The organism is Halobacillus sp. ABR2_026, from assembly GCF_056158545.1.
The window spans coordinates 3,271,511-3,297,469 of the sequence record NZ_JBSWTM010000001.1 but is presented as its reverse complement, the minus strand read 5'-3'; the positions used below and the strand labels follow the sequence as shown (position 1 = coordinate 3,297,469).

General features: G+C 44.3%; 21 protein-coding genes and 2 riboswitches. Of the genes, 11 read left to right on the top strand and 10 right to left on the bottom strand.

The features are described from left to right. Window positions 1-133 precede the first annotated feature (133 nt). Both istB and istA read right to left on the bottom strand, forming a co-directional pair. Window positions 134-895, bottom strand: coding sequence for an IS21-like element helper ATPase IstB (istB, locus tag ACXADE_RS16895; RefSeq protein ID WP_474979087.1), 762 nt, complete (start codon window positions 893-895; stop codon window positions 134-136). After that, a complete protein-coding gene (istA, locus tag ACXADE_RS16890; RefSeq protein ID WP_474982188.1) occupies window positions 892-2,124 on the bottom strand; it encodes an IS21 family transposase in 1,233 nt (410 codons plus the stop codon). Before istA ends, istB begins: the two co-directional genes overlap by 4 nt. 261 nt (window positions 2,125-2,385) lie before the next feature. Here istA and ACXADE_RS16885 point away from each other — a divergent pair, with 261 nt between their 5' ends. Continuing rightward, the gene (locus tag ACXADE_RS16885) at window positions 2,386-3,657 is read left to right on the top strand and encodes a hypothetical protein (RefSeq protein ID WP_474981588.1); all 1,272 of its coding nucleotides are present in this window, start codon (window positions 2,386-2,388) and stop codon (window positions 3,655-3,657) included. A 381-nt stretch (window positions 3,658-4,038) separates the two neighbouring features. Here the strand turns inward: ACXADE_RS16885 and ACXADE_RS16880 are convergent, their stop codons facing one another. Continuing rightward, on the bottom strand, window positions 4,039-5,091 hold the full coding sequence (locus ACXADE_RS16880) for an S-layer homology domain-containing protein (RefSeq protein ID WP_474981587.1): 1,053 nt from the start codon (window positions 5,089-5,091) through the stop codon (window positions 4,039-4,041). 233 nt (window positions 5,092-5,324) lie between these two features. After that, window positions 5,325-7,172: a histidine kinase dimerization/phosphoacceptor domain -containing protein gene (locus tag ACXADE_RS16875; protein WP_474981586.1), complete on the bottom strand. Its 1,848-nt coding sequence runs from the start codon at window positions 7,170-7,172 to the stop codon at window positions 5,325-5,327. A gap of 116 nt (window positions 7,173-7,288) precedes the next feature. Between ACXADE_RS16875 and ACXADE_RS16870 the strand changes: the two genes are divergently transcribed. The 7 genes from ACXADE_RS16870 to ACXADE_RS16840 all read left to right on the top strand — a co-directional run bounded on the left by ACXADE_RS16870 (window position 7,289) and on the right by ACXADE_RS16840 (window position 15,045). After that, on the top strand, window positions 7,289-7,879 hold the full coding sequence (locus tag ACXADE_RS16870; protein WP_474981585.1) for an ANTAR domain-containing response regulator: 591 nt from the start codon (window positions 7,289-7,291) through the stop codon (window positions 7,877-7,879). Between the two features lie 300 nt (window positions 7,880-8,179). Further along, a complete protein-coding gene (locus tag ACXADE_RS16865; RefSeq protein WP_474981584.1) occupies window positions 8,180-9,127 on the top strand; it encodes an ABC transporter substrate-binding protein in 948 nt (315 codons plus the stop codon). A 58-nt stretch (window positions 9,128-9,185) separates the two neighbouring features. Continuing rightward, window positions 9,186-10,685 (top strand): sugar ABC transporter ATP-binding protein, encoded by a 1,500-nt coding sequence (locus ACXADE_RS16860; RefSeq protein WP_474981583.1) that lies wholly within the window; start codon window positions 9,186-9,188, stop codon window positions 10,683-10,685. A 50-nt stretch (window positions 10,686-10,735) separates the two neighbouring features. Continuing rightward, window positions 10,736-11,662, top strand: coding sequence for an ABC transporter permease (locus tag ACXADE_RS16855; protein ID WP_474982261.1), 927 nt, complete (start codon window positions 10,736-10,738; stop codon window positions 11,660-11,662). Window positions 11,663-11,685: 23 nt separating this feature from the next. Next, window positions 11,686-12,762 (top strand): alcohol dehydrogenase catalytic domain-containing protein, encoded by a 1,077-nt coding sequence (locus tag ACXADE_RS16850; RefSeq protein WP_474981582.1) that lies wholly within the window; start codon window positions 11,686-11,688, stop codon window positions 12,760-12,762. 45 nt (window positions 12,763-12,807) lie between these two features. Beyond that, window positions 12,808-14,340, top strand: coding sequence for an FGGY-family carbohydrate kinase (locus ACXADE_RS16845; protein ID WP_474981581.1), 1,533 nt, complete (start codon window positions 12,808-12,810; stop codon window positions 14,338-14,340). An 18-nt stretch (window positions 14,341-14,358) separates the two neighbouring features. Continuing rightward, entirely contained in the window at window positions 14,359-15,045 is a 687-nt protein-coding gene (locus ACXADE_RS16840; RefSeq protein ID WP_474981580.1) for an L-ribulose-5-phosphate 4-epimerase, read from the top strand. Window positions 15,046-15,287: 242 nt separating this feature from the next. On the opposite strand, the gene ACXADE_RS16835 is transcribed toward ACXADE_RS16840, so the two are convergent. The 5 genes from ACXADE_RS16835 to ACXADE_RS16815 form a co-directional block, all read right to left on the bottom strand. Continuing rightward, a complete protein-coding gene (locus ACXADE_RS16835) occupies window positions 15,288-16,787 on the bottom strand; it encodes a sodium:solute symporter family transporter (RefSeq protein WP_474981579.1) in 1,500 nt (499 codons plus the stop codon). Window positions 16,788-16,882: 95 nt separating this feature from the next. Further along, a complete protein-coding gene (locus ACXADE_RS16830; RefSeq protein ID WP_474981578.1) occupies window positions 16,883-17,305 on the bottom strand; it encodes a Zn-ribbon domain-containing OB-fold protein in 423 nt (140 codons plus the stop codon). After that, the gene (locus ACXADE_RS16825) at window positions 17,302-18,462 is read right to left on the bottom strand and encodes a thiolase family protein (RefSeq protein WP_474981577.1); all 1,161 of its coding nucleotides are present in this window, start codon (window positions 18,460-18,462) and stop codon (window positions 17,302-17,304) included. The genes ACXADE_RS16830 and ACXADE_RS16825 overlap by 4 nt, the downstream gene beginning before the upstream one ends. Then, window positions 18,462-20,405, bottom strand: a complete 1,944-nt coding sequence (locus ACXADE_RS16820) for an acetoacetate--CoA ligase (protein WP_474981576.1) — start codon at window positions 20,403-20,405, stop codon at window positions 18,462-18,464. The genes ACXADE_RS16825 and ACXADE_RS16820 overlap by 1 nt, the downstream gene beginning before the upstream one ends. After that, window positions 20,402-21,580 (bottom strand): acetyl-CoA C-acyltransferase, encoded by a 1,179-nt coding sequence (locus tag ACXADE_RS16815; protein ID WP_474981575.1) that lies wholly within the window; start codon window positions 21,578-21,580, stop codon window positions 20,402-20,404. The genes ACXADE_RS16820 and ACXADE_RS16815 overlap by 4 nt, the downstream gene beginning before the upstream one ends. A gap of 740 nt (window positions 21,581-22,320) precedes the next feature. Further along, window positions 22,321-22,428: riboswitch (SAM riboswitch) on the bottom strand. Window positions 22,429-22,495: 67 nt separating this feature from the next. After that, a riboswitch (SAM riboswitch) is annotated at window positions 22,496-22,600 on the bottom strand. 230 nt (window positions 22,601-22,830) lie between these two features. On the opposite strand from ACXADE_RS16815, the gene ACXADE_RS16810 reads away from it, so the two are divergent. Together ACXADE_RS16810 and ACXADE_RS16805 are read left to right on the top strand one after the other, a co-directional pair. Continuing rightward, the gene (locus ACXADE_RS16810; protein ID WP_474981574.1) at window positions 22,831-23,241 is read left to right on the top strand and encodes a hypothetical protein; all 411 of its coding nucleotides are present in this window, start codon (window positions 22,831-22,833) and stop codon (window positions 23,239-23,241) included. Between the two features lie 512 nt (window positions 23,242-23,753). Continuing rightward, window positions 23,754-23,972: a hypothetical protein gene (locus ACXADE_RS16805; protein ID WP_474981573.1), complete on the top strand. Its 219-nt coding sequence runs from the start codon at window positions 23,754-23,756 to the stop codon at window positions 23,970-23,972. Window positions 23,973-24,213: 241 nt separating this feature from the next. On the opposite strand, the gene ACXADE_RS16800 is transcribed toward ACXADE_RS16805, so the two are convergent. Then, on the bottom strand, window positions 24,214-24,663 hold the full coding sequence (locus ACXADE_RS16800; RefSeq protein WP_474981572.1) for an Lrp/AsnC family transcriptional regulator: 450 nt from the start codon (window positions 24,661-24,663) through the stop codon (window positions 24,214-24,216). Between the two features lie 316 nt (window positions 24,664-24,979). On the opposite strand from ACXADE_RS16800, the gene nikB reads away from it, so the two are divergent. After that, window positions 24,980-25,921, top strand: coding sequence for a nickel ABC transporter permease (gene nikB, locus ACXADE_RS16795; protein ID WP_474981571.1), 942 nt, complete (start codon window positions 24,980-24,982; stop codon window positions 25,919-25,921). Window positions 25,922-25,959: the final 38 nt, after the last annotated feature.

Below are 25,959 nucleotides of genomic sequence, written 5' to 3'. Positions count from 1 at the left end.
CATCGAAGGGACCCAGATGATTACAGCCACTGAACCTTACCACACTCTGGTCGATGGTTTTCCTGATGATGAAGATGTTCTGTCAACAACGGTTTAAAATTCCCTGTTTTCAACGGATACAAATTCCCTATTATCAGTGGATTTTGGCTGGCTGTATGCCAGCCTTTTTCTTTTCCCTCAGACGATAAGAGTCTCCTTTAATATTAAAGGTCGTGGAATGATGGATTAGACGATCCAGTATGGCCGTTGCTAAAACTTCATCTCCAAAGATCTTACCCCATTCAACGTACGATTTATTTGAAGTGATAATCATCGCTCCATGTTCGTATCTTCTTGATATGATTTGGAAAAGTGTGTGCGCGCTTAGCTCATCGAAACTGAAGTAACCTAATTCATCAATAATTAGTAATTCTGGTCGACTATATCTTTTAATAATCCGTTGGATTAACCCTTGTTTCTCTGCCTTTTGACACTCAGCTATAAAATCATTGGCTGTGATAAAAAGTGCTTGGTGTCCATTCGTGATAGCTTCAAAAGCCATGGAAATGGCTAAATGTGTTTTCCCTACTCCAGGTGGTCCTAGAAGTAGGATGTTATCTCCATTATGGATGTATCTACCCGATAAGACTTCTTTCACTCTTCGTTCGTCAATACTAGGTTGAAAACTGAAGTCGAAGTCATGAATACTCTTGATGTAAGGAAGCTTCGCTTTCTTTAGACGCTTATCTAAAGCTGCTTTTTCCTTTTGTTCAATTTCCTGGGATAATAGCGTGATTAAGAAGTCCGAATATGGTACATTATTTTTAGATGCGTCTTCAAGCAGACCATCTATTTGATCGGCGGTGTAATGCCAACCGATTTCTTCTAAGCGTTCAACTAAAAGGTCTGTGGTCATGATTGATCACATCCTTCTAGTTGCTCATAAATTTGAAGGGAACGTTGTTCTACTTCAATATCAGGGGACTGTAAACGGCTGTGGGTCGGCAAACCATCAGTAGTCGGTTGCAGTCCTTTATAATGTTCAAGATTTATATGATCTCTTACCTTTCCAGTCATAATAGGGTGTTTAGCTACACATTCATAATGGTCATAAATTTCTAAATGATGATCTAATGTTTCTTTTATCTTCAATTCTTGTCCAACGTACCGAAAGGGTACTGAATACCTCTTACCGAGATAAGAAATAAAGCAATCCTTACTCACTTTTCTAATTTCCCAATGATGAATAGGGAATAATGGTTTCGTATTTGAAGTCATTAAATGCTTTTGTTCATGCTGGAAACGAGTATGAGGTGATTCAAGCGTTGTCTGATGAACCTTACGGTTTGCTACTTGATCTAACCACACTCTTACATTTTCATTTAATGCTTTTAACGTAGGTTCATGCTTGCGCTGCAGAAAGTTCTTCTTTAAGTATCCAACAACATTTTCTACCTTTCCCTTTGTTTGTGGTCGGTGTGGTTTACATGCCTTTGGAACAATTCCATAGTAAGCTAAAAATTCTTCGAACTTCCGATTGAATCTGATTTCGATTGGGCTATGCCTGATAACAGCAGTTTTCATATTGTCATATAAAATTTGCTCAGGAACTCCATTGAAATAAGCAAAGGCATTCATATGGCACTTCATTAACGTTTCTAAATCCATGCTGTCTGTAAACTCTACATATTTAAGCCTCGAATAACTTAGTAAAATCACAAAAGCATAAATATCCTTTATTTCACCATCAACTTCGAATTTACCAATGTGTCCCCAATCCATCTGAGCTTGTTTCCCAGGAGGAGTCTCGTATCTGATAGTAGCTTGCTTTTTTGGTCGCACCCTGTATGGTCGAATGAAATCCCGGAGGATTGTCATTTTGCCATCGTACCCCATAGATGTAATCTCTTCTAATAATACGGTGCAGTTAGTGGTGCCCTCCTTCATGCGTTTCTCTAAGTAACCTTTGAAGGGATCTAGCTTACTACCTTTTCTAGGTACTTTCTTCATCTTTGGTAATTCTTCAGATTTTATGTACTTCCTAATAGTTTTTGGGTCAAAGCCAGTCTCGTTAGAGATAGCTGTGATTGACCACCCTTTTTGAAATAATTCTCTAATCATTATGAATTCCCCAATCTTGATCATCACTTCTACACTCCATATCTTTATCTAGTATAGAAATGATTATCTGTTATTATTGGGGAATTTGGAACCGTTGTTATTAGGGATTTTACCACCGTTGCTTACAGTACAAAGAAAAGGATGTAATTTTAATTTAGAACAGCTCCCTTTCATTAGGCACATGCGCTTAAGGTTTTTCTATAATTAAAGACTAAAGAAATAGTCTGCACAGACCGATAAGAATAGGAGAAAAGTCATAGGGAAAATACTAAACTGAGGTGACATATGAAGAAACTTTTATTTGGACTAATCTTTCTATTTCTGTTAACTGCCTGCATTCAAGAAACCGAATCGAAAACAATTAATAAGGAAGAGTCGGAACAGGTGGAAACAGAAGAAAATGAGATGAAAGAAAAACAGGAAGAATCAGATTTGAAATACGAACTTACCTTATCAGGGGTGACCATTGCAGACTCAAAAGAAAAATTGGTCGACCAATTAGGAGAGCCCACCTCTAGTAGTCCGTTGGAAGACCTTCAGTCTGAAGCTGCAGAAGAAATGATTTATGAAGAATCCCTTTATTTTCTCTTAGTTGAGGGTGGAATAACGGGCTTTGTTGGAAGTACGGATGACACAGAGACGACGTCGGGTATTAAGATCGGTGATTCTATTAACAAGCTTTTGGAAGTATATCCTGATTACTCCATTTTGCAATTGGCAGACACCTACTACTTATACGACAAGTCTTATTTCCTCACCTTTGAAGCAGAGGAAGATGAAATAAGTCAAATGGGGATGTTTAAGAAAGATACATATTTTGCTTTACTTGATATGACTTTGGAAGATCTATTGGTGGATTCCGAAAAGTTCGAGCGTCCTGTTGTGAAAGAAAAAAACGATCAAGAGGTGGATGAAACGCTTCTAACAGAAGAAAGCGACAATGAAGAGGTGATGGTGGGAAGTTCTCAAGAATCTAATGAAAAAGAAGATCATATTGAAGAGGAAACCGTGGAACCGGAAAAAGAACCCGTTCAAAAGGATGCAGAAGCAGAAGGAGAATATGATCCTGATCTTGAAATAAGAAAACTGGCGGAATTCAGCAGGACGAGACAAATAGGAGACCCCGAGCAATTGATTATCGACTGGATGGGGGAGCCGTCTGATCGAAATTCAGGATATACAATTTACGATTCACCGCCAATAAGGTTTGTCGCTAGGGATGGGGTTGTCAAGGTTGTCTCCTGGGGCAGGAGCGGAAATTATGAGACGACCAGAACCAATGAGGGAATCGCCAGAAGAAGCACGCTTGAAGAAACAGTCCAGGCCTATGCCGATTATGAGAAGGTATTTTTATATAAAGAGGGTTTGGAGTTTCCAAGTTATTTGAAAGTGAGTTATCATGAGCAGGTACTTTTATTTGAGTTAAGCAGGACAGATCAGGATGTCCAATTGATTGTATTGTGTGCTCCGGAAATGCTGGAGGATCTTTATTTGAAAAATACCTTATTTACTAATGATTCGCTTGAAGCAAGGCCTGTTGATCTCTCACAATTTTAATCCGATAAGGGTTCCTGCCCCGATTTCGTAAAAGTACTCCCTGCTAGAACGCCCGTCCACATCCACACGTTTTCCATATCCGCTCGTCTTGTCAAAGATATGAGAATCATAGGAGAGTTTTCATACTTCTTAACCCGAGACAGGTAATGCACAGAGAAAAAAACACCAAATGCAAAATCAGGGACAGAAATGGAAGATCACTATAAGAAGGCGATAAGGGTTCTGGTGGAAGCAATGTCTATAAGAAAAGACTGACCATGATAGGCTGGTTCAGCATCGTTGTTTTAAGTAGGTCTTTATGTGATTGTGTAGAAAATATTCAGCGGAATTTCAAATAAAAAACCGCTCCAAAGCATTGTCGCTTTGGAGCGGTTTTTACGTTTAATATAGCAGCAAATGATCTTCCTCTGGTGATTGTACATCGTAAATCTTCCACTTTCCATCTTCCTTATAAAAACGGTAGGTTCCCACCTCAGAAATAGAGGAAGTCCAAATATTACTTCCATTACGTTCGTAAGGGAAAGTCACTGTTCTTTCTACTTCCCCCTGCGTAATCTTCACATCAGCGAATCGATCAGCAATATGAACGGCATGTCCTTGTTTCGGAGTAGTCCTCTCATATTCCACCGAAGTTCCGTCTTCCATCCCTTTGATGTCGTAGGAAATACTGATCGATTGCATCGCTTCATAATAGCCAGTGGTCCGGTCTTGTGTAGCTCTTAACTTTTCATGATCCTTCGTTTCAAGAGCGGAAGTCCATTCGTCGGATAATTGATGAATGAGGTTCACCAGATCTTTTTCCGAAGGAGCATTGCTTTGTTCTTTGTCTAAGGCCCGCTTGATCATAACAATGGATTCTGCACGATTAGCGTTCCGGTTGGGCTTGAATTCTGTCGGGGAGACCCCTTGGATAATGCCGACTTTACTGGCCTGATTAATCGCATCTAATGCCCAGTGCTGAGATACGTCTTCAAACGTTTTGGCAGATCCTTTAGAAAAGTCAACACTGTCTTCCATCGCTCGAATAATGATGGTAGCAATTTCTGCTCGTGTAATGTCACGGTTGGGTGCGAACTTATTATGTCCAACCCCATTCACCAGTCCATGGGAAGAAGCAAGATGAATGCTCTCTTCATACCATTTCCCCTTAATATCTTGAAATTCCTCTCCACCCTCTACTTCCTTCAGGTCTAAAGCACGATTCAAAATGGTTACGAATTCGGCGCGAGTAATCGACTGGTCTGGTCGGATTTCTCTTCTGCCATCTGACAATTCATACCCCTTCACAAGAGAAGATTTCGCAAACTGATCCAGTTCTTCATAGGCCCAATGCCCTTCAATATCGACCGGTTCAAATGGATAAGCGTGAGCTTGGAGATTAGGAATCAATAAGAAAATCATAACAACAGACGTTATAAACATTAATTTTTTCAAAGCATTCATCCTTTATATTATTTTTTTTAGATATTGGACTTCCAAATAAGCGGGGGAGCGGGAGTCGGAGAGTGTTTTTACTAATCTATTGTTAGGTTTTATAGGTTTAAGGAACAGTGAGAATAATAGTTAATATGTAAATGTATAAAAACACGAGTAAATGATGAGCCACACGCAAGATTAGCACAATCATCCTCCTTTTACAATACTTCCTTTAAGTGGGCATGGGGTTATTATGTTGCAAATAAGTGCTTCGTCGGAATCATAATAGTGAAAGCACTGCCTCCCACTGAAGATTCCTCTAGCTTCAAGCTCCCATGAAGCTCACTCTGCAGGATGCCCTTTATTATGGTCAGACCTAAACTATCACTTTTTTTTATATCAAAATCAGAGGGCAATCCTATTCCATCATCACTAACCGATAGGGTGATATAATCATTATCCTTATAGGAATGAATCCATATATGACCACTGTCCTGGTGGTTGAACGCATGTTTATGACAGTTAATCACAAGCTCATTGATAATCAATGCAATAGAAGTCGCTTTATTATAGGGGATAAAAACATCTTCCAACCTTAAAGAAGTAGATATGTCTGGTGTTGCCGATGAAACTTCTATGATTGATTCCACCAGGTCTTTTAAATTGATGATGCTCCTCCCCATACGATCCTTCGAGAGCAGGTCATGGACAGCTGCAATACTCTTTATGCGGTGAATGACATTATCCAGTAATTCATCGATGGAGCGGCGTTTATCTTGTTTGTAAACAGCTTTTTGCAGGGTGATCAATCCGATGATCGACTGCAGATTGTTTTTAATGCGATGATGACTTTCCTGCAGGAGGGTGGACCTCCCCATTAATCTTGTATCCTCGATGGCTATTGCAACATGTTTAGCCAGAGCAGAAAGGTACTGTGATTCTTCTTTGGAATAGACATAGTAATCTTCATAATAAATACTGATCAAACCTGTGACTTGAGAACGGATAAGTACAGGAATGCAGATGAATGTCCTGACTTTATCATTTTTCTCGAACAGAATATCGAATTCCTTGTCTTTCTGGTTGATATAAAAAATCTCGTTGGATTTTGCAATTTTCAGGATGGTATCCTTCTTTAATTGAACGTTGATGCTGCTGTTATCCTGATATTCAAATTTATCAATAGTATTCCAAGTGTCCTCATCCAGCAATTGAATAGCACATCCGTCTGCATGCATGAATTTATTGACTTCTTTAGCGAGAAGGAGGAGTACGTCCTTCAATTCATATTCAGATGTCAAAAACTCGGCTGCTTTGAATACGGAATTCAGAAAGCTTTTGCCGTCTTCACTCATCTGATCCTGGTTTTGAAAGTTGTATCCTTCGATTCGCTTCAGGAACATTTGCGGATCTGCCTTGGCTTCTGATGCAGACATCTGGCCGGTTAACTCCCCATTATTCAAAATGGAAATATGGTCGCCGATTTTCAAGGCATCTTCCCACTGTTTGGTTATTAATAGGAGGCTGCCTCTTTCTTCTTTGAACTGTTGGAGGATATTAAACATTTTAATGGCGTTCTTGGATGAGAGATTTTCTGTTGGTTCATGCAAGATGAGGAATGAAGGATTCAGAATCAACACCCGGCATAAGTAGATGAATTTTTTATCTTCGGCAGACAAACGATAGAGTTTCTCTTTAGGGTCATAGTCCAGGTTTAAACGGTTGAAAAGATCGACTGTATTCTTATAGATTTTGTTCCAATTCAGGAAGGGAAGGAAGGGATATCTTGGTAAATGCATCAAGTTTACGTTCTCCGCTACGGTTAAATTGTCCGACGTCAATGGGGAGCGATGGAGAAATTCAATGGACGTATGATGTCCGATATCAAGACCATTGGGCGGCGGGTTCACCTCTTCCCCTTGAAAAAATACATTTTTTCTATTGCGATGGATATATTGCAATTGTTCGATGAATAATTCTTGTTCACTGGAGTCTTTGATCATTAACGAATGAATTTCGTTTTTCTTTATCTGGATATTAAATGACTGGGAAGGGTCAGAGTAGGTGAAGTTATTCAGTTCAAAAAAAGATGGTTCCATAGTATTCCCTGTCTCCTTTCTGAGTTGCGTTTTACAATTACACTTTAGTACAGTATAAATGAACTAATAGTCATAAATCGACATGGAATTTGTCAAGATTAATAGATGATAAAGGGGTGGGATCGATCGAAAACAAGCTTAGAATTGTTCTCGCAGAAGATGAAATGCTGGTTATGATGGGGTTGGAAGCCAACTTACAAGAGTTAGGGCATGAAATTGTAGGAAAAGCGAAAGATGGAGATGAAGCCGTTCAGTTAACCTTGGATCTGAAGCCTGATCTATCTCTTATGGATGTGAGTATGCCAAAAATGGATGGCATTGAAGCCATCCATAGGATCAACGAGGAAATGTTTGTTCCATCCATTATCATCAGCGCTTACCATGACGAAACCTTAATTAAAAGAGCCTCTGAAGAGGGAGTGTTCAGCTATTTAGTAAAGCCTGTTGACCTGAAAGATTTGAAAGCAGCGATCAACATTACGCTGGCCAGAGTAGAAGAATTCAAGGGATTGCAAGCAGAACTCAATGATACAAAGAAAGCTCTGGAGGCTAGGAAGTTTATTGAGAAGGCTAAGGGAATATTAATGGAGTCCAAAAGCTTGAAAGAGCCGGAAGCTATGAAAAAAATGCAGACGATGAGCAGGAACAAAAATAAGAAATTAGTAGACATTGCAAAGAGTATTATCGAAATGGAAAGTTTGCTATGAGGATGAAGCAGAAATTATTTTTTAATTATTCTTGACTTTGAAAGCGGTTTATTTTATTCTTGTTACAGAAGTTATCCAAAACATATTTTGTGTTCTTCCGCTTATGGGTGGTGGAAGGACATTCAGGCTAAGAGCGCCTTATTATGAGCTATATTTTCGTGTGGATCACGAACGTATAGTGTCTAATAAGGCGCTTTTTTTATTCTAATGAATTTTTAAGGGGGTGGTAGTTCTATCATTGAACGTGAATAGGTGTCATAAACGAATGTGATGAAATTTATCCTATGGGAGGTTATGAATTTGAAAATATCTTATCGATTGGTTTTGCTATTATCTACACTTGCTTTATTTCTACTAAGTGCCTGCGCAGACGACAGCGGCGGAGCGGCAAGTGGAGCTGAGAGTGGAGAGGATTTGAAAATCGGAATGTCTTTTCAGGAAATGAACAATCCTTATTTCATTTCTATGAAAGAATCTTTTGAAGAAGCAGCTGCATCTGTCGGGGCTGAAACCATAATTTCTGATGCTCAGCATGATGTAACGAAGCAAGTGAACGACATCAGTGATATGGTCCAGCAGGACATTGACATTCTACTGATTAACCCTGCGGATAGTGAAGGCGTTGAAAGCGCTGTAATGCAGGCGGAGGAAGCTGGAGTTATTACAGTGGCAATCGATGCTCAGGCAGAAGGTCCCATCGATTCATTTGTAGGATCCAAGAACTATGATGCGGGTTATATGGCAGGCGAAAAAATGGTGGAAGATTTAGGTGGAGAGGGGAATGTGGCCATTCTGGATGGAATACCAGTTGTACCTATTCTGCAACGTGTGGAAGGGTTTAAAGATGCCATCAGTGAACATTCAAACATTGAAATTGTCGATACTCAAAATGGAGAACAAGATCGTTCAAAAGCGATGTCAGTGACAGAGAATATGCTGCAGGCCAATCAGAACTTGGATGCGATTTTCAGCGTGAATGATGGAGGAGCGCTTGGTTCATTAGGCGCAATTGAATCTTCTGGAAGAGAAGTAGCGCTTTATAGTGTCGATGGTCACCCTGAGGCTGTGGAAGCGATTGTTTCAGGCGATATCTTCAAATCTACGGTTGCTCAATTTCCGAGGGATCAAATCAGAGTAGGAATGGGTATGGCTTTGGCAAAGCACTGGGGAGCAGAAGTTGTTCCTGAAGAAGTTCCGATTGATGTCAAACTTCTAACGAAAGAAAATGCGGAAGGATTCAGCTGGTAAATGCATTCAATAGCGCTCCTTTCTTCAGGCGCGCTATTGAGAATTCGGAGGTGTGGATGTGACAGATATACTCAACATTCAAAACATAACGAAAGAGTTTCCAGGAGTAAAGGCTTTGGAAAATGTCAGCTTCTCTATCCGGAAAGGAGAAGTGCACGCACTCGTCGGAGAAAATGGTGCAGGAAAGTCGACCCTGATGAAAATATTGTCTGGAGTGTATCATCCGACAAAAGGAAAAATTTACTTAGAAGGAAAAGAAATTCAACTCACCGATCCAAAACAGGCGCAGAATCTTGGGATTAGTATTATTCATCAGGAGTTCAGCTTAATCCCCTATCTTAATACGGTTGATAATATTTTTCTCGGACGAGAAGTTAGAAAAAGAAACGGGTTGTTGAACAAATCTTTCATGAAAGAAAAAGCTGTCGAAGTATTGGAGTCGCTTCATGCTGATATAGATTTGAAGGTACCGGTATCGGAATTGAGCATCGCTCAGCAGCAATTTGTCGAAATTGCGAAAGCAATCGCCATTGAAACGAAAGTATTGATTTTTGATGAGCCAACCGCAAGTTTGACAGGAAAAGAGATTGAGGACCTGTTTCGGTTAATTGAAAAATTGAAGTCTGAGGGTGTCACGATCATTTACATCTCGCACCATTTAGATGAAATCGTTTCCATGTGTGATAGTATGACTTGCTTGAGAGATGGAACATGGGTGGCGACCAAGGATGTCGCTGACACAAATAAACAGGAAATTGTAAAGTTGATGGTTGGAAGAGAGATCACCAATGCTTTTCCAAACAAGGAGAAAGAGTATCAACATGATGAGATGCTTTTTGAGGTGAAGGATCTTCATAATCAAAACATAGAGAATATTCAATTTCATGTCCGCAAAGGGGAAATTTTAGGGATTGCCGGTTTGGTTGGTTCAGGGCGAACCGAAATGGTTAGAGCTCTGATTGGTGCAGATAAAGCACAAAGGAAAGAAATCTTTATGAATGGAAAAAAAGTGAACATTAAATCTCCGACTGAAGCATTGGAGCATGGGATCTGTATTATTCCAGAGGATCGTAAAACTCAAGGGCTCATTTTAGGGGCAACGGTTAAAAATAATATCAGTTTACCGATTCTTCATAAACTATCAAATAACCTGAACATTATAAACAAAAAGAAGGAAAATGAGATTGTGCAGGATTCCATCAGGGATTTATTGATTAAAACCCCGCACGCCAACCAGAAAGTCAAAAATCTAAGTGGTGGAAACCAGCAAAAAGTTGTATTGGCCAAATGGTTAAATACCGATTGTAATCTATTAATCTTTGATGAACCGACAAGAGGTATTGATATTGGCGCGAAAGAAGAAATTTATAAGTTGATGCGGCATTTGGCCGAAAAAGGAATCGGTATTATTATGATCTCTTCTGAGCTTCCGGAAGTTTTAGGAATGAGTGACCGGGTGCTTGTCATGCACAAAGGTCATGTGAAATCAGAAATAAAGGGTGACGAAGCAACATCAGAAAAAGTCATGTATTCTGCAACGGGTGGTGATGGGAAGTGAATGCATCGAATGCACTTACGAATCAATTGAAAGTAAGAAATTCTAGAGAAATGTTCAAAAATCCAGAGATGCTGACGTTTCTAGGATTCGTCATCCTCTGCATCGTCTTCTCAGTGATGAGCAGCGAATTCCTAACGGGAACGAACATAGCAAATATCTTCAGGCAGGTTTCCATCAACGGAATTCTGGCTGTAGGGATGACCTTCGTTATTTTGACAGGTGGGATCGATCTGTCAGTGGGGTCAGTCATGGCCTTTACAGGAACAATAATGGCTGGATTGATGATTAATAGTGGATTGCCACCTCTTCTGGCCATCCTGGCCGGTATTTTAATCGGGGGCGTTATTGGATACATCAACGGTACATTTGTTGCGTATGCCAAGATTCCAGCCATTATTGTAACACTTGCAATGATGGAAATTGCGAGGGGGGCAGCCCTCCTTTATACAGGAGGATACCCGCTTTCAGGTTTATCGGATTCCTTTACGTTTATCGGCCGGGGTTATCTGTTCGGCGTCATTCCGATGCCTGTGGTCATCATGGCACTTGTCTTTTTAGCTGCATATTTGATTCTTAACCATTTACCATTAGGCAGGTACATTTATGCTCTGGGCGGAAACGAAGAAGCGGTCAGACTTTCAGGAATAAAGGTGAAGCGGATCAAGGCTCTTGTTTATTTAATTAGTGGGGTTACAGCAAGTATCAGTGGATTGATCATGACTTCAAGACTTGCTTCTGGCCAACCCAATGCAGGTGTCGGATACGAGCTTGATGCGATAGCCGCTGTGGTACTTGGCGGTACGGCTATCTCGGGAGGCCGTGGGCATATTTTTGGAACTTTGCTTGGGGCTTTATTGCTTGGTGTTTTAAGTAACGGACTGAATTTGCTGGGTATTTCCCCTTACGTCCAGCGGGTGTTGAAGGGCGCTATTATCATCGGTGCTATTTATTACAGCAGTCGAGTGAAGAAGGATTAATTCTAATAAAAGGAGAGATTGATATGACGAACATACCTGAACATATGAAAGCTGTCGTATGCTATGGACCGGAAGATTACCGAGTAGAAGAAGTGAGAACACCGAAGCCTGGAGCGGGGGAAGTGATTATTAAGGTTGAAGCCTGTGGAATATGCGGAAGTGATTTGAAAGTTTATCATGGAGCGGATATGTACTGGGCGGGTGATGATCCATGGTTGAAAGCTCCGGTTATCCCAGGGCATGAATTTTTTGGGACCGTTGTCCATTTAGGGGGAGGTGCAGCAGAGTTACACGGGATAGAAGTGGGAGATAAGGTTACCACCGATCAAATAAACCCTTGTGGAAATTGCAGGTATTGCAATACCGGAAAGTACTGGATGTGCCAAGTCCACAATATGTACGGGTTCCAGCAAGAGGTAGCCGAAGGGGCGTTGGCTGAATACATGAGATTCAGTAACAAGTCCAAAATTTACAAAGTCACAGAGGGTGTCACGGATGATGAAGCCAGTCTCATTGAACCAATGGCTTGTGCGATTCATGCTGTACAAAGGGCAGAAATAGAGTTTGAAGATGTCGTTGTATTGGCGGGAGCGGGGACACTCGGTCTTTGTATGACCCAGTTGATTAAATTAAAGACTCCCAAAAAATTAGTCGTATTGGATGCCAATGATAAAAGGTTGGAATCAGCCAGGAATTTCGGAGCGGATATGGTTATCAACCCGATGAATGAGGATGCCGTTGAAAAGATTAAATCTATGACAGACGGATACGGGTGCGATGTATATATCGATGCTACAGGTAATCCAAAAGGCGTAACACAAGGGTTGGAGATGATTCGTAAGTTAGGCAGGTATGTAGAATTCAGTGTATTCGGTCAGGAAACGACAACAGATTGGAGTGTTATCGGGGATAAAAAGGAATTGGACATCCGAGGTTCTCACTTAGGTCCATACACGTACCCGGTGGCTATTGATCTTTTTGAAAGAGGTTTGGTAAGTGCCGAAGGAATCGTGACTCATACTTATCAGCTGGAGGATTTCCAGGAGGCGATCGGTATGGCTCAGGATGCCAGCGCCATCAAAGTGTCAATAAAACCGTAACCTCCAGTTATAGAAGAAGTAAGTAAATAGGGAAGGAGAGGCGGAATGAGCTATCTTATAGGAGTAGATATTGGTACACAGGGAACGAAAGCAGTTCTTATTAATGAATTGGGGGAAGTTTTAGGACATAGCTATAAAGGTTATGAAGTGGAAACTCCCAAACCCTCCTGGGCTCAGCAGTGGCCTCAGGTTTGGGAAGATGCCGTCTATGATACGATCCAGGGGGTTATCAGGAAATCTCAAGTGGATCCATCTAAGGTAAATGGAGTATCTGTCAGTAGTTTATATGGGGGTTCCGGCATTCCTGTCGATCAGGGCATGAATCCGCTGGCTCCATGTCTGATCTGGATGGATCGTAGAGCTGAAAAAGAAGTCGAATGGGTTCACAACCATATCGATTTAGATAAACTATTCCGTATTACAGGAAATCACGTCAATTCTTATTTTGGGTTTACTAAGATGTTATGGATGAAAAATAACCTTCCTGATGTATGGGGCCAAATCAATTATTTTATCCCGCCGGCACCCTATATCGTATTTAAAATGACCGAACAGTTGGCTGTTGATTACTCATCGGCTGGAAACGTAGGAGGTGTATTTGATCTGAAGGAACGAAAATGGTCACCGGAAATGGCTGAGGACCTTGGAATTCCTTTGGACTATTTGCCTGAGAGGTTAGTAGAATCAACCGATATTGTCGGTTCAATCACGCCAGCAGCCTCCCTTAAAACAGGGTTAATGGAGGGAACACCCGTCATTTGCGGAGGGGTGGACGCTCCAGTCGCTACATTAGGCGCAGGTGCTCTGGAAGAAGGAAACCATGTGGCGATGTTAGGGACATCGATGTGCTGGGGGTTCATTACAGGAAAGCCAAATCTTTCTCCTGAGCTTGTAAGCATGCCTCATGTGTATAATTCCGAAGAGATTATTTATACATTTGGTGGGGCAGCGACAGCCGGTGTGATTCTGAAATGGTTTAAAGATGTACTGGGACAGGATGAACGCTCAAGTGAAGAAAAATTGAAGATTAATGCCTATACATTGTTAGATCTTCAAGCTAAAGACATCCCGGCTGGTAGTGAAGGGCTGCTTGTCCTCCCTTATTTCATGGGAGAAAGAAGTCCGATATGGGACAGCTCAGCACGCGGGATGGTCATGGGATTGAGCTTGACTCATGAAAAATCCCATCTGTATAAAGCTTTCATGGAGGGTGTTGCCTATTCTCTTAGACACAATATGGAAATGGTAGCGGGGACAGATGTCGATCTTGATGAGGAAATCGTCATTGTAGGAGGAGGGTCGAAGTCCCTTATTTGGCCGCAAATTTATGCAGATGTCACAGGGCACCCAGTCAAAATCGTTAAAGATGATGTAGAAGCTCCTCTGGGAGATGCAATATTAGCTGGCATAGCAACTAATACAATTGAGAGCCCGGATGTTGTGAGAGATTGGCTGGATTTTGAGGATACCATCTATCCGAATCCATTGAATCACTCTCTATATAATGAATACTATGAGCAATATAAAAATGTCTATGAAAATGTCAAAGGAAATATGAAAGTCTTGAGCAGTCTCTAAAGTCGAAAGGAGATACCCATGCTTGAACAATTAAAAGAAGAAGTACTCCAGGCCAATCTGGATCTTCCAAAACAACAATTAGTCATCCTGACTTGGGGGAACGTGAGCGGCATCGATCGGGAGAGCGGACTTGTCGTAATTAAGCCAAGTGGTGTGCCTTACCATGAGTTGACTATGAATTCGCTTCCTGTCGTCGATTTGGATGGGAACAAAATTGAAGGGGAGTTGAATCCATCCTCTGACACGGCGACGCACCTTGAATTGTACAAAGCTTTTTCTGAAATTGGAGGCATAGTGCACACACATTCCCCGTGGGGAGTACGTTGGGCTCAGGCTGGTCGTCCCATTCCTACATATGGAACGACACATGCCGACTACTTTAATGATGAAATTCCATGTACAAGGGATATGACACGGGACGAAATTAAAGAAGAATACGAAGTGAATACAGGAAAGGTCATTGTGGAAAGATTTGAAGGTTTGAATCCTGTGCACTTACCAGGCGTATTAGTAAAGGAACACGGGCCCTTCAATTGGGGGACCACTCCTTCCCATGCAGTAGAGAATGCCCGGGTCATGGAAGAAATCGCAAGTTCAGCTTACTATACGGAGCAACTTTCAAAGGATGCTTATCATATGAACCCTTATTTACTGGATAAACACTTCAAAAGAAAACACGGGGAAAATGCTTACTATGGGCAGTGAGGATGTAAGAGACTATCTATTAATTTAGGTAGTCTCTTTTTTGACAGGGTAGTAGATTGCAAAGAAACTGGTAGGGCGGTCTTGTTGAGTGGGTTTATTTAGGTTTTTGTTTGTATGGAAAGCTTTCTCCGGATTCTTGCTATACTTTATGTAATAAAAAAAGATAGATAATTAAGAAGCGTACCCTTGTGGCCTTACCTAAGGTAGTACGCTTCTTTTTAGCAACTTATTGTAACTGGAAGTTAACTGGATTTTTCCAACACCAACTTCCTTTCCTCCCCTCTAGCCGTCAGCACACTCACGACCCCCATAATGACAAACGCCGCAGCGGCACTAAAGAACATCGCAATGAAAATATTTCCGATCAAGTTCAGAGAAGTAAAGGTGACATACAGCGAAGCCCCCGTAACCACTGCGGCGATGGCGCCATAGTGATTGGCCCGGTTCCAGAAATACCCGAGTGTGATCGGTGCGATAATCCCGGATATGATCGCGGAAAAGCTGAATTGGATCAGAAACGCCAGCGATTCTGGTCGTTCTAAAGAGAAGTAGAGCGACAGGAGTCCAACGACAATCAGGGAACCTTTCGCGACTTTTAACGACTGGTTGTCCAGTTGTTGGGCGGATCGTTTTTTAGATGATAGGAATGGTGCGACGACGCGGTACAAGTCGTTCCCGATACTAGTCGTGATTCCTAAGTACAGGCTGTCCGTACTCGATAAGATCGCGGAGATGATACCGACGATCATGATGGCTGCGATGACGCTCGGGAAGGCTTCAATGACATAGGTCGGAATTGCCGCATCGGCACTTTGCAAAGTCGGGAACAGGACGCGGGCGGCGAGTCCACCGAGGACCATCAGTGTCGAGATAATGCATAGCACCAGCCCTGCAGATAAGGTGAACGGGGCCAGGTCTTCCTCTTTTTCAATCGACAAGACTTTGTTCAAGAGGTGGGGCATCAATACGAAACTGAACAAGAGGAACTGTACGGCCATGATGGCGAGCGCGCTGTTGTAAGGTCCTCCGTCAGCGATGGCAGCGGTCAGGTTCGGATCGATGCTGTGCAAGCGGTCGGTCAGGACACCGAAGACGTTCCATCCTCCACCGATGGTCCAGAAAAAGGAGACGACGATGAAGATTGAGGTGATCGCCATGAGAATTCCCTGGATGCCGTCGGTGATGATCTGCGCGAAGGCGCCTCCAAGACCGATGTAAAGAATAGTGATGGCGACCCCGATGATGATTCCCCACGTGTAAGGAATACCGATGACGGTTTCAAAGATGGTTGCAAGCCCGACATTCTGCCCGACAATATAATAGACATTGAATAAGATCAACAGGGAGACGAGGGCTTGCAGGGCTTTCGAATTGTAGCGTTTGCCCAGCCATTCGGGAAGTGTCGAGACATGGCCGAATTTTTTCCCGTAACGCCAGAACGTTTTAGCGAAAAGAAGCAGTCCGACCCAGGAGACACCGAAGCAGCCGAGCGTGTACCAGAGCACGGCGGTTCCGTGTTCGTACGCGAGCCCCGGGACGCCGATGAATAAATTGGCACTGGCGTAGGAGGTGGCGAAGCTTGCCCCGACTAGCCAAGGGCTTACTTTCCCCCGGGCGGTGGCGAATCCGGCCATCGACTGGCTGTGTGCCCGTCCTTTTTTACCCACCCACGTTACAGCGGCAAAGTATACGGCCAATAAAAGAATGACGGTCCATAACAACACACTGGAACTCGTAAGCATCGTTTATCGTTCTCCCTTCTTTGTCGTGTAAAAGCTCTTCCAAATGAATAAACCGAGCAGCCAGAATAAAGCGACGGCGATGAAATAGGTTAGGATCATAGCGTTTCCTCCTGTTTTTTGAAAAATGGCAAAGGATGTGGTCCGATGTTACTGATTTCCATTTCGACCTTCAGATGATGAGTCAACTGGTTTTCTTCTATTAAGAGATGGGTCAAAAGCGAAGGTCCTTCTTCAAGAGTGACCACTCCGACGGCATAAGGCGTGTGGTCCTGCCAGGCGGGATGACCGGATCGATGGATGATGCTCCATGTTTTCAGCCTTCCTCGACCGGACGATTGTTTCCACGATAACGAGTGATGGAAACAGTAAGGGCAGTGTTCCCGTGGGTAGAAAATCCACTGCTCACACTTGTCGCACTGCTGAAGGCTGAGGTTTCCATCTTTGATGCTCTCCCAAAAGGGCTGGCTGACCGGGGTGATGGTCGGCCCCGGCAATGAAATGTTTGGCGAATCACTCATTGTTCTCCTCCTAACACGAGCGCTGTCGTTTCACTTAATGTGGCTCCATTTCCTGTGACAAGTGCCTGTTTGGCATGTGGGACCTGGCGATGATCTGCTTCGCCCCTCAGTTGACGGACGGCTTCGATGACATGGGACATGCCGCCTGCGAGATCCGCCTGGCCGAACCCAAGCTGACCACCGTGTGTGTTTAATGGATAGTCCCCGTCGTGGCTGAAGGTGTGATTTTTGACGAACGCTCCGAATTCCCCGGGCTTACATAGTCCCGCGCTTTCAAGCGTTGTGGCGACGACACTCGTGTAACAGTCGTACAAAGAAAAGAGGTCGATATCGTCAACGGTCGTCCCGGCTTGATCTAGCGCTCTCGGGATCGAATAGGTGAAAGGCAGGGCATCGATGTCGGGGGCCTGGCTCACGGCCCGGTGGGAGATTTTTTCTCCCGCGCCTTTCAAGTAGACCGGCTTGTGTTTACTATTGGTTGCTTGTTCCGGCGACGTCACGACTACGGCTGCCCCGCCAGCGACAGGCATGACGATCTCCAGGAGGTGAAGCGGATCGGTGATCATCGGGGAAACGAGGATATCCTCGATCTCTACAGGCTTCCCGTAAAAAATGGCTTCCGGGTTCAATTGGGCGTTTTTTCTGGCCCAGTAGGCGATGGTTGCAAAGTCCTCCTGGGTGGATCCGTGGACGGCCATGTGCTGTCTTTTTAAGAGAGCATAGGACGTATTCGCACCAGACGCTCCAAAAGGAACATCAAATTCGCGAATCGGATTGCGGTTCGGGGATCTCAATGTTTCGCCTTTTTCATGTTTGTTGGCAAGAACACAGACGACGGTTTCGCACATCCCTGCCTGAATGGCGGCAGCTGCGCGCCAGATCATCCCCGGTCCGGTCGCTCCTCCCAGGTCCACGGTGTTGGACATGTTGGGATCGATTCCGAGATATTCAGAAACGGTCGCCGGTACATGCTGTGGCGTTTCCCCGACTTGTGGTCCGACGAGGAGACCATCGACATCTTCCTTTGAAATCCCGGCATCTTCCATGGCAAGCCGGACAGATTCGGCAATATAACTTAACGTCGTTTTTCCTTGAGAATAGCGCACGGGCTTCAGTTCACTGATGCCTGTGATCGCCCCTTGAATGTTGCCTGCCATTAGAAGAACTTCCTTTCTGTCAGCTGACGAAATGCTGGTAAGCTGGATGGATTGCGGAGGGAAGCTTCGTTTTTCACTTCATCTCCTAGAGCAGCCGTTTTCGCAGCACCTTCCACTCTTTTTCCATTGATCGTATGAGGAATGTCCTCCACTTGATAGATCCGCTTCGGTACATGTCGCGGAGAGGCTTTCGTTTTGATCTGCTGACGGATGTCTTTCGCTAAGTCTTCCGTTAATTCGTCAGTGACGACACAAAGGACGATTTCTTCGTCCTGTTCCTTCGGTAAACCGAAAACGACGCTGTCGTTGATTTCCTGAATATGATCAACGACGCCGTAAATTTCTGCTGTTCCGATGCGGACGCCACCAGGATTTAACGTCGTATCCGCTCGTCCGTAAATGATGAACGACTGGTCGATGGTCTGTTCTGCCAGGTCGCCATGGGTCCAAATCCCAGGGCGCTTGGAAAAGTAGCTCCTTCGGTAGCGTTCATCGCCCCCTTCCCCGAAAAAGGTGAGCGGCATGCTAGGGAACGGTTTCGTGCATACAAGATCCCCTTTTTCTTCGTAAACCGAAGCTCCGCGCTCATCCAGCACATCTACGGCCATGCCTAATGCTTTACAGGCGATTTCGCCACGCTTCAGCGGGTGGGCAGGAGAGCCCATCACAAAACAGCCGATGATTTCGGTTCCTCCGGAAATGGAGGCCAGGAACAGATCCTCTTTGATCGTTTGATAGATCCAGTCGTACTGCTCGGATGCTAACGGGGCCCCGCAGGAGAGCAGACTTTTCAATGAGTGAAGTGAATGGGTGCTTTTCAGGTCCACACCTGCTTTCATTAGTGTATCCAGATACTTAGGGCTCGTGCCGAAATGGGTGATGCCCACTTCATCGGCGATGTCCCACAAATGGGTGAGGGAATCTTTTCTGACAGGTGAGCCGTCATACAACAGGATCGACGCTTCGCTGGCAAGGCCTGAGACGAGCCATGGATACATCATCCACGCGGTATTCGTATACCAGAACAGGACATCATTTTTCTGAACATCGCCGTGCAGCTGGTGCTCTTTCACATGCTGAAGCAGCGTCCCGCCGACGGAATGGACGATCGCTTTCGGCAGTCCCGTCGTTCCGGATGTGTACAAAATATAGAGCGGATGCTGGAACGGAACCGGTTGGAACGAAGGTTCTTCGGCTTCATTGCTGGAAAGCTCTTCCCATGAGAGCGTGTGGATGCCTTCTATGGACGTTTCGCCTCCCAAAGTGACGAGAGCCGACAGTCCTTCGAGATGTTCGGTCGTCTGCTTGATTTTTTCCTCGATATGGAACGGCTTCTGTTTATATTGATAGGAAAGAGTGGCAATCAATACTTTTGGTTTCACCTGGCCAATGCGGTCGACGATTCCTTTTGTTCCGAAGTCCGGAGAACACGATGTCCATGTGGCCCCTAAGGAAGTCGTCGCAAGCAAGGCCACCATTCCCTGGATGTCGTTCTTCGTAACACCGGCGACACAATCGCCTTTCTCGACCCCGAGCCGTTTCAATCCTTCCTGAGCTTTCGCGACCGAACGTCTCAGATCTCCTAATGTAATGCTTCCCTGTACACCGTTTTCATTCGCTTCGTAGGCCGCTGTCCGGTGGAGCGGTCCACGGAGGAGATTTTCCGCGAAATTCAGCCGTGCTTCCGGGAACCACTGGCTATCCGGCATGGCATCCCCGGGGACGTAGACGCACTCGCCTTTTTCCCCGATGATATCGGCATAATCCCACACGGCTGACCAAAATTCAGAAAGGTGCGAGATGGACCAGCGGTGGAAACGTTCGTAAGGAAAAAGCGGCTGATTCGTTGATTCAGCAAATGCTCGGATGTGGGAGTTTTCGATTCGTTCGCTCGTCGGTTCCCATAGAAAAGGGGATGGCGTAGCGGGTGTTGGTATACTCATTGATTTTCTCTCCTTTCAGCTGTTGTATGTGGGACTTCGATGAACAGGGCCATTCCTTGACCACCACCACCGCAAAGGGAAGCGATGCCTTTGCCCCCTCCGCGGCGTTTCAGTTCATGAGCGAGTGTCAACACGAGACGGAAGCCCGTACCGCCTAAAGGATGACCGAGAGCGATCGCCCCGCCGTTCACATTGACGCGGTCATAATCGATGCCAAGTTCCCGACAGCTCGCGATGACGACACTGGCGAAAGCTTCGTTAATCTCGAACAGATCGATGTCGTCGGTCGTTAATTCGTGTTGGTCCAGTAATTTTTGGATCGCCTGGGAAGGTTTCGTTTGTAAACTTGCATCTGGACCGGCGACTTCTGCCCAGCCGAGGATTTCGGCGAGCGGTTCCTGTCCAAGCTCGTCCGCTTTTTCTTTGGTTGTGACGATGCCGACGCTCGCTCCGTCGGTCATCTGTGAGGCATTCCCTGCGGTAATCGTACCTTCACTGGAAAAAGCTGGGGAGAGGCCGGCTAACTTGTCTGCGGTTGTTCCTTTGCGGATGCCTTCATCTTCTTCAAGCACCCCCGCAACCGGAGCGATTTCCGGTCGGAACGATTCTTTATCCTGGGCCGCTTCTGCCCGCTGCTGTGAGAGTGCAGCATATTCGTCCTGTTCTTCACGGCCGATATCGAAGTAGCGGTTTTTCTCATCGGTCAAAGCACCCATGGACACATCGCTCAAGGCGCACCATAACCCGTCATTCAGTAAGGTATCGGTCAACGTTGTATGTCCAAGCCCTGAAGAAGGACGAACAGGAGCGGTATGGGGAGCGTTCGTCATCGAGTCGAAGCCGCCGACAATATATAATTCTCCTTCCTTCACCTGCAGCCTCCGGGACGCATCCGCGATGGTCGCAATTCCTCCTAAACAAACATTGTTCAACGTGATGGCGGGGGTATGGATATCGACGCCTGCCTGATCGGCCACCTGTCTTGCCGGGTTCTGTCCGCTGCCCGCCTGAATCACCTGAGCAAGCAGGACTCCATCAGCTGTGGCAGCCACTGGATTTTTCTCGATCAAAGCTCGCAACGCTTGTGATCCGAGTTCTGTAGCGGTTTGCTTTTTCAAAGCCCCTTTCCATTTACCAAAAGGGGTACGGATGCCATCTAAAAGAACGGTAGTCATATATAGAACAACTCCTTTTTTTTAATGGCTCTGTTAAAGCTTAGTGTTGATATTACTTTTTTTATATTTGACTTCTTCAACGAAAGCTACCTTTTCTTGAAGACTTTATTTCGAGATATACCAGGGATTCATTGCCCGGTTGAGCGTTAGGGGCGTCTGGGAAGCCACTCGCTTTCCGGTGGGGGAGTGGCGAGCTTCCTCGGGCTACCGCCCTGCGGGATCTCGCCGATCTCCTTTCTCCCACGGGAGTCTCGCAGCTTCCCAACCACCCCATTCGATCATGCGAGAATCGAACCCCTACATCAAGAAGGAGCATCCTCCACTATTACTACTTACAGTAAGAAAGTGCTCTATAACAAGCGATTATGACCTCCATCCATACGATGGAGGTAAGGGATACAGCTCTCCATTCGTATAGAGAGCACCTACTTCTGAAAGTAGTTTCGAGACACTTATATGGCAAAGGGACGGAGGGGAATGGCGAGACTCCTGCGGGAAGAGAGTGCTTGGTGAGACCCCGCAGGACGTAGTCCGAGAAGGCTCACCGCGCTCCCGCGGAAAGCGAGTCATTCCCCGCAGCCCCTATCCACTCAACAAAAGTCTCGAAATTAAGTCTTTAATCATCCTATTATTCATGGTCACTTCCATCCGTTGATGCAAATATCAACACTGAACTTTAACAGAGCCTTTTTAATAGAAAGAGCCCTCTTCACAAAAATAAGAAGAGGGCTCTTGTGCTCTTCTTATCTTCCAGGATCATCTCCTGCAGGAATTAGCACCTTTTCAAGCGGTCGCTTGATGGTTGCCGGGCGTCAACGGGCCAGTCCCTCTGCCTCTCTGGATAAGAAATCGTATTCGATTGGAAAATATAAAAACCTCCCGATCCGTATCGAGAGGTTTAGAGATTATGGAAATCTCTTATCTTTCTGAGCCTTCACTCAGTAGGATTTGGCACCATGCTATACACATAGCGGTTGCCGGGCTTCACAGGGCCAGTCCCTCCACCTCTCTGGATAAGATCGTTCTTTCATTATTTGGTTAAGTGCCATGTTAGCAAGGGAAAGGATAGGTGTCAATGCATTTAATAGAAAAGTGGGAAAATTTATTTTATTCAAGACTGTTTATCGTAGGAGCTTGTCTAAGAGATTGAGACGATAAAAAGGAGTTCCTTTATTTTTCCTGAATATTGGGATAAGTAATTATTTGGAGTGGTTACGACTTTTATATAACCATATTCAGGAGAGATGCATATGATTCAAAAACTAATTTTCATGGGGTTACTCTTTGTCATGCTTAGCGCTTGCAGTCAGCAATCAGTAAAAGAAGAAGACCTTATCACTTTAGATGAGGTGATAACGGCTGTGACCGACCAAGAAGTGATGTTAGGGGAGGCTGATTTACCAAGCATTTCCGCTTTCGCCAGAGAATTAAACAACGTTTTGCCTGAATCCTATTTTATAGATGGTCATACATTCTCCATTTATGAATTCCCTTCCACAAAAGCGCGGGAGAAGGGAATGGAGGACTTTGAGATGAAAACCGCAAGTGCTTCCGTAGTGGAGCATGAAAGGTACACGAATAAAAACATATTGGCATTTTATGAATATGGAAATGTGGAGACCCACAGGAATTTGGAATCCGCCATAAATGGATTAGAGTAAACCATTCAAACGCACACACGTATTCCCCTTCCTTTCGTATGGTAATAGGTAAGCCAATATGGATAGGAGCGAACGAAGTGGGGGACTTGATACCTTTTCGGCGGACGGGAGTTAAGGAGCTTGATGAGGCGATTCTGGAATATTTTAAGCATGTAGAGGCCATGAAAAACGGGAGATCAATGGCGGAAATAGAATACCACTATAATATGGCGATTTGGGTTTTAAAGGAAGCGAGTCGTAAGCGAAGTGAGAAATGAGCTGGAGGCGTGGCATCCAATCTTGGATGTGGCGCTTTTTTTGATGGCATCGCTGAAATTAGTAGTCGTACAAGCGCTCCAACAGGTTCTTAATAAAGGAATCTTACTTAGGGTTAGCAGGAATTTATAAGAGGTATGTAGTAATTGTTATGTACAGGAATACATCCTTCTTGTTAACGGAAAGTTGAGCTCTTAGGGAGGATCTTCCCGTTGGATGGAAACAGGACGAATGATACGAAATAAGGGGGCATACACATGGCAGAAGTATCTTCAATGAAGCAGGCCGTTGACTTGTTGTTGCAAAAAGGGTTATCGAAACGCGAGATCCTATCCAATGTGGATAACAGCCATTTTCCTTTTGAGGATGAAGAAGTTGTCATGACCTTTATTGATCTGCAGATCGAGTGTTCTTCAGATGAAGAATTCCATAGACTGGTCGCCTATTTATATGGATACAGCTCGAATCTTTCCTAGGATGACTGTGTTTAGATTTTAAGATGAAGGCTCAATCCTCATCTTGATACAGAGCCAAGAATCCAAGAATTAATAGACGGAGAACTTATAAGAATAGTGGGGAATCAAGGTTTTGAATGATTCCCTCGCTTCTTCTCCAGGACTCGTCGATGACTCCAATACCTTATACCACTTATATGTCACGCCGTTATAACTCTAAAGAAGAAGGCCGTTGATTCTAAAAAAGAATCAACGGCCTTTTTTATAGTTTCAAACCATTTCTGCTCTTAAATCTGCGCAATAGCGTGTGACTTTCTACACGGGTAATTCCTTCCAGTGCATACAGTTCGTTATTAATAAAAGACTCAAGTTCTTTGAAGTCTTTGACAAGAACATGCATATGTAAGGTGCTTGGTCCTGTCATCTGATAACAACTGGCAACATAGGGGTTGTTGGCAAGGTTTTCGGCCACTTCCACTAGGGACCGGGGCTCACAGTCGACCTCGAAAAAAGCGGATACTTGCTTCCCTACTTTTTCACTATTGACCACAGCTGTGAATTTTTCAATGATCCCGCAGTCAATCAGCTGGTTGACGCGGGACCGGACCGCTACTCGCGATAATCCCAATGTTTTTCCAATATCGGTATAGGAAAGTCGTCCATCATCAATTAGTAATTCAAGGATTTGTTTGTCGGTGTCATCAATTTTCATTGAAGCATCTTCCTGCATAAAATACACCTCACTTTTTCAAAAGCTCAGCCTTCAAAAATCTTACCACTAAAATAGTCCCCTTTCAAACGAGGGAAAAGGTTTTGGATAAAAAAACAAAAAATTTGAATTATTTTGTCATTAGGGGTTTTAATTTTCTGAATATTGCATTATACTCATCTACAACGTATTACCATTTGTTAATTAAAAAATGATTTTTGATTAACTTTCGAAAACGTTTGGAGAGTGTTAGTTATTTTATGGGGGATTTTAAAGGGAATCGCTTTCAAGTGATTTGTTAAAAACGAGGAGGGATTACGTGCTTGCTTTAATCGTAAAACGATTGCTTCAATTGGTTTTACTTCTTTTCGGGATTTCGTTTTTGGTGTTTATGAGTATGCATATAGCACCTGGGGATCCAGCGACGATCATCGGCGGGCCGACAGCTTCAGAGTCTGACCTTGAGGCTATACGAGCGGAGCTTGGATTGAATGAACCGGTACTGGTTCAATATTTGGATTACATAAGAGGCGTTGTACAAGGAGATCTCGGATACTCTTTCCAAAACAACCAATCGGTGTCTGAATCGATTGTTACCCGCTTTCCTCAAACATTGAATCTTGCTGTTGCAAGTATGGTGGTCGCTGTATTAATCGGAGTGCCGGCAGGAATCATTTCCGCTATTAAGCAAAATTCCTGGTTTGATGTCTCCAGCACAACGGTAGCACTCGCTGGAATCTCCATCCCGAACTTCTGGTTAGGAGCCATGTTGATACTCATCTTCTCGGTTGAGCTTCAGTGGTTACCGGTTGGAGGTTTGAGTGCACCATTTTGGACGATGGAAGGAATGAAGCAGTTGATCCTTCCCGCCATTACTCTCGGTACAGCTTCAGCGGCCATGATCGCCAGAATGAGCCGATCCGCCATGCTGGAAGTTATACGTGCGGATTACATAAGGACCGCCAGAGCGAAAGGCGTTAAGAAGAGCGTTGTCGTTTGGGTCCACGCGTTGAGAAATGCCATGATCCCGGTGATTACAGTCATTGGCCTGAACTTTGGTTTCTTATTGGGCGGTACGATCATTACCGAGCAGGTCTTTGCGATCAACGGAGTGGGCCGATTGATGATTGATGCCATCGCTGCGAGGGATTTTCCTGTCGTTCAAGGCACCGTTTTATTGGTAGCCACTTTGTTTGTTGTCGTTAACCTGCTCGTCGATATCATTTATGCGTTTGTTGATCCAAGGATCAGTTATGACTAAGGAAAGGAGGGAGTGAATTGGCAGAATCAAGTTCCGCG